The 13,458-nt window shown below is 36.3% G+C and carries 10 protein-coding genes; 5 read left to right on the top strand and 5 right to left on the bottom strand.

The window, feature by feature from the left end:
* Positions 1-31: 31 nt before the first annotated feature.
* Together GA0061081_RS07860 and GA0061081_RS07855 are read right to left on the bottom strand one after the other, a co-directional pair.
* Complete coding sequence (locus GA0061081_RS07860) at positions 32-1,480, bottom strand: amino acid permease (RefSeq protein WP_280642563.1); 1,449 nt, start codon at positions 1,478-1,480, stop codon at positions 32-34.
* A gap of 207 nt (positions 1,481-1,687) precedes the next feature.
* The gene (locus GA0061081_RS07855; protein WP_091349415.1) at positions 1,688-1,954 is read right to left on the bottom strand and encodes a YkgJ family cysteine cluster protein; all 267 of its coding nucleotides are present in this window, start codon (positions 1,952-1,954) and stop codon (positions 1,688-1,690) included.
* 114 nt (positions 1,955-2,068) lie between these two features.
* Here GA0061081_RS07855 and yeiP point away from each other — a divergent pair, with 114 nt between their 5' ends.
* From yeiP to GA0061081_RS07835, 4 genes are all read left to right on the top strand, one after another.
* Complete coding sequence (gene yeiP / locus GA0061081_RS07850; protein ID WP_085246635.1) at positions 2,069-2,641, top strand: elongation factor P-like protein YeiP; 573 nt, start codon at positions 2,069-2,071, stop codon at positions 2,639-2,641.
* Between the two features lie 14 nt (positions 2,642-2,655).
* Positions 2,656-3,552: a tRNA 2-thiocytidine(32) synthetase TtcA gene (gene ttcA / locus GA0061081_RS07845; RefSeq protein ID WP_091349412.1), complete on the top strand. Its 897-nt coding sequence runs from the start codon at positions 2,656-2,658 to the stop codon at positions 3,550-3,552.
* 262 nt (positions 3,553-3,814) lie between these two features.
* Positions 3,815-4,642, top strand: coding sequence for an MBL fold metallo-hydrolase (locus GA0061081_RS07840; protein WP_091349410.1), 828 nt, complete (start codon positions 3,815-3,817; stop codon positions 4,640-4,642).
* Between the two features lie 13 nt (positions 4,643-4,655).
* On the top strand, positions 4,656-5,876 hold the full coding sequence (locus GA0061081_RS07835; protein WP_091349408.1) for an MFS transporter: 1,221 nt from the start codon (positions 4,656-4,658) through the stop codon (positions 5,874-5,876).
* A 67-nt stretch (positions 5,877-5,943) separates the two neighbouring features.
* On the opposite strand, the gene GA0061081_RS07830 is transcribed toward GA0061081_RS07835, so the two are convergent.
* From GA0061081_RS07830 to GA0061081_RS07820, 3 genes are all read right to left on the bottom strand, one after another.
* Positions 5,944-8,106, bottom strand: a complete 2,163-nt coding sequence (locus GA0061081_RS07830) for an extracellular solute-binding protein (protein WP_091349405.1) — start codon at positions 8,104-8,106, stop codon at positions 5,944-5,946.
* 64 nt (positions 8,107-8,170) lie between these two features.
* On the bottom strand, positions 8,171-11,014 hold the full coding sequence (glnE, locus tag GA0061081_RS07825) for a bifunctional [glutamate--ammonia ligase]-adenylyl-L-tyrosine phosphorylase/[glutamate--ammonia-ligase] adenylyltransferase (protein ID WP_091349403.1): 2,844 nt from the start codon (positions 11,012-11,014) through the stop codon (positions 8,171-8,173).
* A 90-nt stretch (positions 11,015-11,104) separates the two neighbouring features.
* The gene (locus GA0061081_RS07820; protein WP_091349401.1) at positions 11,105-12,049 is read right to left on the bottom strand and encodes a CYTH domain-containing protein; all 945 of its coding nucleotides are present in this window, start codon (positions 12,047-12,049) and stop codon (positions 11,105-11,107) included.
* 764 nt (positions 12,050-12,813) lie between these two features.
* On the opposite strand from GA0061081_RS07820, the gene GA0061081_RS07815 reads away from it, so the two are divergent.
* Complete coding sequence (locus tag GA0061081_RS07815; protein WP_091349399.1) at positions 12,814-12,999, top strand: hypothetical protein; 186 nt, start codon at positions 12,814-12,816, stop codon at positions 12,997-12,999.
* Positions 13,000-13,458 lie beyond the last annotated feature (459 nt).

Here is a 13,458-nt window from a genome sequence, read left to right as displayed (position 1 = left end):
AAAAGTGAAGAATCGGAACTAAACTAGCGAATTAATCTTCTCTAGAAAAATCCATCTGTTCATATTTAACCCATTTTGTCTTTTTAACTATCTTGTAGCCAAAGTAAATCATTAAAAATAATGGGATACCAATATAGGTCGCGATAACACCATTCCAATCAATGGTATCTTGCAAGAAAGCTTCGTAATTTTGACCAAGCGTAATAATTAAGCATAAGACAAAAGCGAAAATGGGACCAAATGGGAAACAGCTTGATTTATATGGTAATTGATCAACATCATTACCTTGAATAAAGTAACCCTTTCTAAAACGATAATGGCTAATTGCAATACCTAGCCAAGCAATAAAGCCTGTCATACCTGACATATTAAGTAACCATAAATAAACAGCTTGATCTTTGTACATTGAGGTTAAGAAACAAAGCATGGCCACAAATGTTGTTGCTAACAACGCAGCACGAGGCACACCTGACGATGATAATTTTGCAAAGATTTTAGGCGCTTTACCTTCTTTGGCAAGAGCATAAAGCATACGCGTTGAAGCATAGAGCCCTGAGTTACCGGCTGATAATACCGATGTTAAAATCACTGCATTCATAAATGCCGCCGCAGATAATAATCCCGCATTCTTGAATACTAGGGTAAACGGGCTTACGCTAATGTCGGTTTCGTTATTACGCAACAAGTTAGGATCGGTATAAGGAATAATCATGCTGATAACAAAAATCGCAAGGATATAAAACAGTAGTATTCGCCAAAACACTTGGCGCATAGCTTTAGGTATGTTTTTTTCTGGATCTTTTGATTCACCAGCGGCAATACCAATAAGTTCCGTGCCTTGGAATGAAAATCCAACCACCATCGCCACACCAATCATTGCTGAAAATCCACCAGCAAAAGGAGCTTCTTTAATTGTCCAATTTTGCCAACCTGCACCTCCTGCCCCCTGAAAAATTCCAATAATCATTAATAAGCCAACGATAATAAAAACAATTACCGTAACAACTTTAATTAATGAAAACCAAAATTCTGCTTCACCAAAACCTTTAACTGAAATATAGTTTAAGCAAAAGATGATGCTTAAAAATAATAAGCTCCATAACCAACTATAAGGTCCTGCATCAAACCAATAAGAGATAACTAATTGAGCTGCAACTAAGTCTACAGCAACCGTAATTGCCCAGTTGTACCAATAGTTCCAACCAATGGCAAAACCAAAGGCTTCATCGACATAACGTGAACCATAAGTTGCAAAAGTACCTGAAACAGGCAAATAAGCTGCTAGCTCACCAAGGCTGGTCATTAAAAAATATACCATCACACCTATAATGGCATACGAAAGCAATGCACCTCCAGGACCTGCCTGAGCAACGGTTGCCCCTGATGCAACAAATAGCCCAGTTCCGATCGAGCCACCAATAGCTATCATGGCTAAATGGCGGGCTTTTAAATCTCGTTTTAATTTGTTTTTCATAATGATTTTCTTCTGTCTAAAGAGATTAAGTTTGATAATAAAAGTAATCACTAAATTAATATGCTTATAAAACTACATGTAACGACCAATCAAACTTAAAAAGTATTGATATCTATCGTTGAATAATGAAGTGCGGGGGAGTTTATCAAAAAAAATACTGTGCGAGATAAATAATTCTAATAATCGAACTGTTTTGTTAAATTTAAGCAATACTTAATCTTTAGTTAGCTGTTCTAATTGAGTTAAATAATTTAACGCTTGTATTCGATTATTACCACACATTTCGAAGCAGGGCTTCAATCGACCACAAACTGCAGGTCTTGATGGGTGCAAAAATAATTTACATTGATAATTATCATCTAAATGAATACAAGCAACACCAGCCGGCTTCCCTTTAGGCATACCGGGAATAATTGATGAAATCGATGGTGCAATACAACAAGCACCACAGTTTTGCCTGCATTTGAATAAATCTGCCATAGTTTTTCTTTAATTTAAGGCGCTTGAATAAATTTTGATGGTGACAATAGCAAGTTAGCGGTAAAATAGCGAGCTAATTTTTAACTCTTTTATTAATTGTGAAGAATAAATACTATGGCTAAAGCAAATGAAATAAAACGTGGCGATGCCGTCACTTATAATGGTAAATTATTACTAGTTAAAGATATTGATGTTCAAAGTCCAAGTGCTCGTGGCGCAAGTACACTTTATAAAATGCGTTTTACCGATGTCAAAAATGGCGGAAAAGTTGAAGAGCGTTTTAAAGGTGATGATATCCTCGAAACGATTGAACTATCACGCCGTCCTGTTAGTTTTTCGTATATTGATGGCGATGAATATGTGTTTATGGATAACGAAGATTACACCCCGTATATCTTCAAAAAAGAGCAAATTGAAGATGAATTACTGTTTATTCCAGAAGGTGGCATGAATGGTATTCAGGTGCTAATGGCGGATGGTGAAGTGCTTGCTTTGGAATTACCACAAACAGTTGATCTAGAAATTGTTGAAACATCGCCAAGTATTAAAGGTGCTTCAGCCAGTGCGCGAACTAAACCAGCGACCTTATCAACCGGACTTGTTATTCAAGTTCCTGAATATATTGATAACCACGAAAAAGTTAAAATCCATATTGCTGAACGTCGTTATATGAGTCGTGCCGAGTAACCAATAAAACTGTAATGAATATATATAATCAAAATAAACTACACAAACGATTGCGTCGCTTAACTGGCGAGGCAATTGCTGACTTTAATATGATCGAAGCAGGTGATCGTATTATGGTCTGCTTATCAGGCGGTAAAGATAGTTATACTTTGCTTGATATTCTTATTAACCTGAAAATCAGTGCTCCAATAAACTTCGATTTAATAGCCGTTAATTTAGATCAAAAACAACCGGGGTTTCCTGAACATGTATTGCCACAGTACCTGCAATCATTAGGCATTGAGTATAAAATTGTTCAAGAAAACACTTACGGTATTGTTAAAGAAAAAATACCTGAAGGTAAAACAACCTGTTCGCTTTGTTCTCGCTTACGCCGTGGAATATTGTACCGCACAGCCACCGAGCTTGGTGCAACAAAAATTGCCCTTGGACATCATCGTGATGATATTTTAGAAACACTGTTTTTGAATATGTTCTATGGCGGTAAACTCAAAGCAATGCCACCGAAGCTAATGAATGACTCAGGCGAACATATCATTATCCGACCACTAGCTTATTGCAAAGAAAAAGACATCGCCAAATATGCTGAAATTAAACAATTTCCGATTATTCCTTGTAATCTTTGTGGTTCACAACCCAACTTACAAAGACAAGTAATTAAAGAAATGCTCAATGAATGGGATAAAAAGTTCCCCGGGCGCATTGAAACCATGTTCCGAGCAACACAAAACATCACCCTATCCCATCTGTGTGATACCAATTTATTTGATTTCAAAGGGATTAAAAAAGGTGATCTTGCCGTTAATGGTGGCGATATCGCTTTTGACCGCGAAGATATGACGCCAACCGTTGGCTTTGATGCTTCCGAGCTTGAAGAACAAGATATGATTTTATGGAAAGAAGCAAAATAGCTAATCCAATCAATAAAGTTTATTGTTCCGCTAAATAACTTTCAAAATCAACCCAGTCTCAAAAGTTATCGGTGAATTTTTTTAATTCACCGATAATATTCCCTCCTCCCTAAAATTTATGATCTTGCTCACGCATTAGTAAAAAATCACGTTTTTTTATTGTAGAATTATGTATCGTAAAATAAAATTGAAACGTTCCAATTTTAATAAATAGATAAAAACAAAACTCGATAATGGCAAACTAAACTTATAGGAGAACAATGTGAAACTACAATTTTTGGGAACGGCTGCATCTGAAGGTATTCCCAATCCTTTTTGTAAATGCCAAATATGCGAAAAATCACGCATTATAAAAGGAAAAAACATACGCACGCGTAGTTCTGTTGTCATTGATGACATAATGCAAATTGATTTTGCTCCAGAATTTAGCTATCAAGTGATGCGTGAAAATATTGATGTCACCAAAATAAAAGATCTGCTGTTCACTCATACTCACCCTGATCACTTCAATGTAGGGGATTTGTTTAGCCGTATGGTGGACTATGGATTTAATATCACTCATCCACTTTATGTGTACGGTAATGATATTGCAATCAATGGTTGCTTAGATGTATTACCAGGATATAGCCATGAACGTTTTGTGTTCAACTTATTAGTGCCATATCAATCTGTTATAACATCGGCCGGATATACAGTTACACCACTACTGGCTAATCATGCTAAATGGGAATTTTGCTATATCTATTTAATTGAAAAAGACGGCAAAACCATACTTCACGGTCATGATTCGGGATATTTCCCTGAACTAACTTGGCAATGGCTAAAAAATAGTGGTAAAAAAATCGATTTAGCGATTTTTGAGTGTACTTATGGATATAAACAAAATGATCGTACTAATAATCATATGAGTATTGAATCAGTAATATCGGCACAAAAACGAATGCTTGATGAAGGCATTTTTCATAGTAGTACGCAACTCATCACTTCTCATCACTCTCACAGCAGTGGCTTTATGCACGATGAATTAGTTGAGATTTTTAAACCTTACAATATTGAAGTTGCTTACGACGGCTTAATAAAAATAATTTAATAGGGAACTTACTATGTTCAAAATACCTCGTTTACTGATAATGATGTTTTTACAATATTTTGTGCAAGGTGCATGGAATATGGTTATTGGTGCGGTACTTGCCGCTTATGAGTTAAAAGAGATCGTTGGTTCAACTTATTCTGTATTAGGAATTGCAACCATTATTTCACCACTATTTATTGGTATGATTGCAGATCGATTTATTGCCTCACAGAAGATGATGGGGATACTACACATTATTAATGCAGGTGTACTATTTTTAATTCCTACTTTTGTTGAAAGTAGCAATACTGTTGGCTTTTTAATTATGATCTTTATTGTTGGATTACTCTTTTACCCAACTACGGCGTTAGCCAATAGTGTCAGTTTTAGGCATATTGATGGTGTACGTTGGTTCCCGATCATTCGTGTGTTTGGCACCATTGGTTTTATGGTTGTCGGTTTTATTCTTGGCTATACTGGTTTTTCAAAATCAATTAACTCATTTTTACTTGCAGCGGTAGCTTCGATCGTATACGGTGTTTATTGCTTTACCCTACCAAACACGCCACCAACAAGCAAAAATAAGAAATTTTCAATCCGCGATGCACTGTGTTTAGATGCATTATCATTATTTAAAGATAAATATTTCACCATCTTTATGTTATCAACCTTTATATTGATGATAACAAAAACTGCTTATAGTGCTTACTTGCCGGTATATTTACCAGTACTTGGTCTTGAACCAGCATCAATGATGCAAATTGCTATCGCTACCGAAGTTTTATTTATGTTCCTTTTATCGTTCTTATTGGGACACTTTGGTTTTAAAAAGATTATTTTGTTCGGTGCCATTTGCTGGGTAATTCGTAGTTTAATGTTATCTCTCGCTGCGACTACTGATAGTAGTACGCTCTTTTATGTTATTGGTGCTTTATTGTTACAAGGAGCTTGCTGGGACTTCTTTTTTACCGCAGGAGATATTTATGTCGATAAAAAAGCAGGTCCTGAAATTAAAGCTCAAGCTCAAGGTTTACGTCTTATTATATCCAATGGATTTGGTCTATTTATGGCGGCATCAGTATGCGGATTTATCAATAACCGAGTAGTTACAGCAAAAACCTTACCAAATGCAGGTCCACAATGGCAAGAGTTTTGGATCTATCCGGCTGCTGTAGCCGCTGTCGTTGCTGTTGGTTTTTGGTTTTTCTTTAGAGATAAAGATATTATTACGACCTCTAAAACCATTTCATAATTAAAACACAATAAATAAAGTAAATATTGATATAACAAACACCATACTGCTAATAATATTAACGTTATTAGCAGTATTCTTTTTTTATATGAGAGTTAATTTTTAAAATAACCTGCTCTGAACTATATTGTCCTTTAATCCACTTTGATAAATAACGACCAATAATATGTTCAATATGCCTTAAATTAATAGCTTGATTACCTATATAGTTTTCTCGTTTTCCATTGGCATACTGTAATTGTGCTAATTTCAACCAAGGATAACCTTTTATAATACGTTGGTTTTGAAGAATACTATTTTGTGCGGTTGTACCGCCTAATAATGCAATTTGCTCACTGATTTCTTTAGAATAAATCCAATCAAAAAATAGTGACGCCGAAACTGTTTTTTTACTATATTTTGAAATACCTAATGAGCCACCACCAAATAATGGGCTATTACCAGGCACTTGAGCATACCCCACTAATGGCAAAATATTTCGATGGTTGATATAACTGAATAAGTTAACATAGACCATTATCATAGCCAATCGACCTTGCTCAAATTGATTAACTGACTCTTGCCACCATGCCGTATCTACTTTGTTTGCAATCTGCATAAAAGACTGTAATTGCGTCAATGTTTCAATAGCTATTGGACAATCCAAACCTAATTGTTGGTTGCTAAATAGCTCACCTCCCTGAGCGTAATAACGTACTAGAAATTCAGATGCAATAATTTCGTCATTACCTAAGGTTATGCAACTACCAAATTCTATTGGTGATTCAGGATTTTGTGCTTGGTTAAAAAAGCTAGCAATTTGATTAAATTGTTTAAAATCAACGGGTACACCTAAATGTTGACGATATTTTTCAAAATAGGATCGTTTAATTAAGGGATCTTCAAACAGATCTTTACGATAAAATAACATCTGTACGCTGGGATCAAAAGGCAGTGCATAAGCCGTATTATTCACATAACTATATCGTTTAACAATTTCAGGTAAATAGCGACTGAATAAATTAGTTAAGTTAAGATTTAAATCAGATAATGGTTTAAATACCTTTGGGGCAAACCAAGGTAATCCTGCCATATCAATACGAATAATATCAAATTGTTTATATTGTTCAAGCTCATTAAGGATATGATAAATTTTATCAAACGGTTCGATAATTAAATTAACTTTTATTCCGCTCATTTTTTCAAAATGTGGAAGTAACTTTTTTAAAGCCTCCGTTGATGGACTAGGTATAATTAATACATTGATTTGCTCATTGCTATTAAATTTGGTATTAGCAATCTGATCAGACAATAAAAAAAAGCCTTTATTATCTAATTTATAAACTGGCTCTCCTTTGATTAAGCTAATGATTTGCTGACTTAACATACCATAATTCATATGATATTGATAAAAATTGTTTTCATAAAAAAAACTATCATCAGTAAGCGTATAAATAGGCGGACAAAGTTGCAAGCTACCAAAATAACTAGCGTTCCGTAAATAACGAGCACGCTCAATATCCATGGTAATAAGTGCATCAAAAGGTTCAGATTCTTTTGTAAAAAAACTGAAAGACAAATTATAAGTAGTATTTGACGGAATTGATTCAATACTTTTTAATTCAATAGGATAATGTTGTACATTAAAGGCCTTTTGCAGACCTTTTTTAAAAGATTGTGCATGAGTATGGTGTTCAGAATTACTCAGTAAACCAATACGTTTATAATCATGTTTCATTATCTCACTAGCAATATCAGCGCCAGCCTTCTCATAATCCAACGTAATAAATTGCACAGCCGATTCAGGTTGGCGATAAACAAAAATAATTTTTTCTTTAGCTATTTTTATTTTTTGGTAATAACTATCGGCATTGTCTAAAGAACTAACGGCTATCACTGCATAATCGCGCTTAACAGCTATCTGTTCAATAAGTTTTTGTTCTAGCTCTCTGGAATCATAAGTTAGGTATAACGTTAGTTCATAACCAAGCTGATTTAAATCATGAAATAATCCATCATAAAGATTAGCATATTGTTGAGATGAGATATTAGGCAAAACAACCGAAATCGTCTTTGCCGCACCTTCTTTTAGTATTTTTGCTTGTAAATTAAGGTGATACCCTAACTTTTTAGCTGCATCTTCCACTAGTTTAATTTTTTTAACACTAACATTTCCACGACCATTAAGTACATTTGAAACCGTACCATGTGATACACCTGCCTGTTTAGCTATATCTTTGATCGTTGTCATTTAGTTTTAAACTCCAAAAATTAAAACAAGATTTTTTGCCAAATTAAGCTGCTAACACCAAATATCAGGCTAGCCACTTTTTCCAGCTCTGGTTAACAATATGCCTTTCTTGTTTAAAACACGAGCTCTCAACCGTACTCGGTAAAACTTGCAGTGCTAATTGATGGATTTCGTTACGCATATCAATATAAGCTTTAGTTAACTGCTGGGCTTCTTCGTTATCCATAATTTGGTAATTTGCCGCGAGTTCTAAAATACGAACATTATCGCTCCATGTTGTCATCTTAGGATATTGATAAGCATAATTAAGCACCAGATATTGCGATAAAAATTCAATATCACCAATACCGCCCTCATCAATTTTTAAGTTAAATAAATTGTTTTGAGTGCTACCTAAATGTACTCTCATTTTTTCACGCATTTCACGCACTTCTTTTTTTAATACAACTTCATCACGCTTTTTACAAAGTACATTATGCCGAATTTGGTTAAAGCGTTTGATTAATTCACCTTCACCATATACAGCTCGAGCACGTACTAAGGCTTGATGTTCCCATGTCCAAGCTTCATTCATTTGGTAATCTTCAAACGAATCTAAACTACAAGCAAGAAGCCCTGCATCGCCTTGAGGACGAAGTCTAACATCAACTTCATATAAAATACCAAAGCTAGTACGCACATTAAATAGATGGATGATACGTTGCACAAGGCGTAAATAAAATTGACGACTGTCGATCTGCTTATCACCATTGGTCACGCTATTAGCTGGGCAATTATGTAAAAAGACTAAATCAAGGTCCGAACCATAACCCAATTCCCAGCCACCTAATTTACCATAGGCAACCACAACTAGTCCTTTATCATTATCTGCCAAATATTCTGGTCTTCCATAACGAGCAACCATTTGATTCCAAGCCATTTGTACCACAAAATCTAATAAGGATTCAGCCACATAAGTTAGGTGATCGCTAACTTTCATGGTGGTTAACACATTCTCAACATCGGCGGCGGCGATATGCAGTAATTGCATCTGCTTAAATTGACGTAATGCTTCAAGCTGTTGCTCCTCATCATCCAACTGAATACGTAATAAATACTGATAAAGCTGACTTTTATACTCATTAGGTGCAACGGTTTGGTACAGCGAATTGATATCAATAAGCTCATCTAACAATATAGGATAATGAGCAAGTTGATCGCTAATCATTGGTGATGCGCTACATAGGCGAATTAATTGCTTTAAAGCGGTTGAATATTCAAGTAACAGCTCTAAATAAGTGGTACGACTTACAATATTCACTAGCAATGGCAAAATCCTTGCTAGCACCATTGTTGCTTGCTTTTCGCTACAGACGGATTCTAACAAACGTGGCATCAACTGATCGAGGATTTCACGCCCCCGTACGCCAATGGTACGTTTACCTATATCATCACGAAATTGCACTAACATTTGGTAGATCTGCGCAACTTCTGTTTCTGAATAGGTAGGTAATATTGCACTAACATCGCTTATTTGAAGATCAGGCACCCAAAGATCGTCAAATTGATCGTTATAAGGCTTGGTGGTTGAGGTAGATTCTGATTCGTTTTCGCCAATAAGTTCATTAAAAATTTGGCGATTATATTCCATCCGTCCAGATAAATCTTTTTCAAAATCATGCCAATTGCCAAACCCCATACTGGTAGCTAAGCGAATTTGATCAAGTGCATCGTCTGGTAATGTTTGAGTCTGTTCGTCGGCAATGGCTTGTAGAAGATTTTCACAACGGCGCAAAAATAGATAATTTTCTCGTAACAATGATACTTCGTTCGATTCAAGTAGTCCTTCTTGTTCAATCACATGAAGGGCATTTAATAGCGAACGAGTTTGTAACCTAACCACTCGCCCACCGCGAATAAGTTGAAACACCTGTACAATAAACTCTATTTCACGAATGCCACCTGCGCCAAGCTTGATATTACTTTTTAAACCACGGCGACGCACTTCACGTTCAATCATACTTTTCATATTACGCAATGATTGTAAAACACTAAAGTCAATATAGCGCCGATAAACAAAAGGCTTCAGCATTTGATACAGTTCGCATACATAAGGGGCGCTCTGATCACCAAGTACTTTTGCTTTAACCATGGCATAACGTTCCCAATCTCGCCCTTGCTCTTGATAATAATCCTCCATGGCAGAAAAGCTAAGCACCAAAGGCCCACCATCGCCAAGCGGACGCAAGCGCATATCAACACGATAGACAAAGCCATCTTCAGTGATCTGATCGAGCGATTTAATTAAGCGTTGACCTAATCGAGTAAAAAAGACAGCATTATCAAGCTCCCGCCGACCGCCTTGGGTTTGCCCATGCTCGGGATAAGTAAAAATCAAGTCAATATCGGACGAAAAGTTCAGCTCTCCGCCACCTAATTTCCCCATACCTAAAATCAATAAAGGTTGCGCTTGGCCTTGAGCATTGCAAGGTGTTCCCCACTCTTTGCAACTAAGTTCGTACAACCAATTACGCGCGGTGACAATGAGCACTTCGGCCAATTCGGTCAATTGCAATAAAATCTGCTCATCATTGCTTATTCTAGCCAATTGTGACCACGCAAGGCGCACCAGCATAAAATGTCGAAATAACCGCAGTTTTTTCATAAAAATAGCTTCATCGGTCACATCTGCCAATTGCGCATCTAACCAAGATTGATAAAATAGCCTTTCATCTGCTTGCGGTGGATTTTGTACTATGTCAGCAAACCAGTTAGGGAATCGGTTAAAAGCATCAACCAAAAAATCACTCTGCACCAAAACATCAAGGTGAGCTTGCACTTGAGCTAGATTGCATTGTTGAAGTTGAGTGGTAACTTTTTGCTTTTGTTGTTCAAACAAAGAAGAAAACGACGAGTTAAATTCTGACATAGGCAAGCTCTCTTAGAAATTAGTACTCAAAATAGCATCAGCGCAACAAAGTTATATTATAAATGACTTTTGCTACTGATATAGTTATTCCTACAAATAATGCATACTGGCTATCAGCATCAATTTTAATTTGGTATTTATCTCACTAAAAGCAAACGCTTTTATTGAATTAACAGATAATAATGCCGTTTGCCATTGGGCAAATTCCGGTTCGTGAGATAGTGGTTTATTGGTTAACTGATCATTTACCTGATTTAAGGTTTGCAGGTAGTATGCTAAATCATCCACTTCTAACGCATATTCCTCGTTTTGTTGCCAAAACTCGAGCAACTCAGATAAATCACATTGGCTTGAAAGCGCATAAACGCATTTTTTAGGTGCCAGATTGTTCAGTAATCGATAACCTCTAGAAGCTTTACTTTGTGAAAATAGATGCAAATTAAATCGAGTTAGCTCAATAGCAAAATTGAGTAAATCTTGTTTATTACCTTGTTTGATTTCCAGTTCAACTTCTTTAATGGGGATAGACTGATTATTTGAGCTAATTTGCCCTTGATCTAACGCAACTTCAATTTCGCTATTAGCAAACGAAATTAACCACGCTTGCCGTTCAAAATCGGTGGTAAAGAGAGGTTGTAAATCCCGTTGTAGCAAAGCAACATCACAGCCATTTGGTAATGCATGGCAAGGTAATACGGTTAAATCGGGGACAGAATCAGGTAAATCAACATTAAATTCTGCACGCTCATGCAACCCCGCAATCGATTTTTTGTCACGTTTTAATGTGATTTCAAAACGTTTCACTAAACCATCATCACTCCCTCTTACGCGAAGTCCACAACCATGATTACGTAAATAATGATCGTTGGTATCATAATAAGTATTGGTTAAATTTAGCTTTGTAAAACTTCGTTTTGTTGATGATATTGCCGAAAACTCGGCTTCGTCACAATCTGACCATTGATCTAAAAAAGATTTAAAACTAGCAATATCGCTGGTATTGATTTCAAACTTTAATTCGATTTCGTTACTCATTGTTCTGTTTTATATTGGTTATTTTGCTATATCATATATTGAATAATTTAAGAAATATACTTAAACATGCATTAAGTGTGGGGGGGGGATGTTTGTGGTTTTGGTGTTCAAAATAGCAATAGAGAGTGTGTTTAAGTCAGGGAATTGACGATTCCCTGATGATTTGCGCTTTGGTTGTTCAGTCGGAATAAGAAGAATAAAATAATGAATTGTTTTTTTATAAAAAACATCCAGAAAAACTTCAATAAAATCAATACCTTTCCTGACCGATTTTTGGGCGGAAAATCAGGCCTTTTTGTTTTGGTGAATAGGATAGATTGGGTGTGGTGGTTTCGGACGTTTTGACCTTGGGGAACAAAATAGCTATCGTGACCACGTCCGAGTCAGGGAATTAAAGCGAATTCCCTGACAACCCACGCTTTGGCTGCAGAATGTGGCCTGCGGCACTACTCGTATCATCCTGATACTCGCCTCTACGAGGCCATCTTCGCTGTGCTCAGATGTTCAAATTTGTTCCAGACAAATTTGTCCGACGCCGGCGCTCGGTCTTAACGCACCGTTTGTGGACGCGCTCCAAGCGCACCACAAACTCGCCAAACATCCCTGTTTGGCGTGCTAACCTCGCTCTGTTGTCGGCACATTCTGACGCCGGAATAAGACAAATAACATAACCATCGTTTTTGGGAAGATTGTTGTGTTTTTATAATTATATTGTTGATTTTATTTGAATTAAACGCCTATACGGCGTTAAGGATTTTTCTAATTTGGACAATACGACAGCACAATTTCTAAACCGCCTATACGGCGTTAAGGAAATATGGCCAGAATCAGTCAACTTTTTAGACTTTCTAAACCGCCTACACGGCGTTAAGGAATATTTAAATGCTGAAACGGCTATTCTTGCATTTCTAAACCGCCTACACGGCGTTAAGGTAGAGCTTAAGATTTGATAAATCTTGCTGTATAAAGATAAACAACAATTTCATCTTTGAAAACCCTTTTTTTGAGGTGTTTTATAATTTATTGATTTTATTTAATTTTAAATTATCGTTAAAAAAAGGGTTTGGAGCGGTTAACTTGCTGTTATTGGGGCGCTATTCTTGGTTTTGTTGATTTGTTAGTTGCCGGCGCTTTGCTTAGGTTGTGTAAGTGATTGATTTATCTTAAAAACAGCAAAATAAAAACTTCAATAAAATCAATACCTTTCCTGACCACTTTTTGGATGTAATTTCATTGTTTTTTAACAAAAAAGCAATTCACATAAAATACCCAAGGTTATGTTGTCTGTTTTATTCCGGCGTCAGAATGTGCCGACAACAGAGTGAGGTTAGCACGCCAAACAGGGATGTTTGGCGAGTTTGTGGTGCGTCTGGAACGCGTCCACAAACGGTGCGTTAAGACCGAGCGGC

The sequence above is a fragment of the Gilliamella bombicola genome (genome assembly GCF_900094945.1).
GTDB classification, from domain to species: Bacteria; Pseudomonadota; Gammaproteobacteria; order Enterobacterales; family Orbaceae; genus Gilliamella; species Gilliamella bombicola.
The sequence above is the reverse complement of the archived record's forward strand: the minus strand, read 5'-3'. Positions and strand labels throughout refer to the sequence as shown.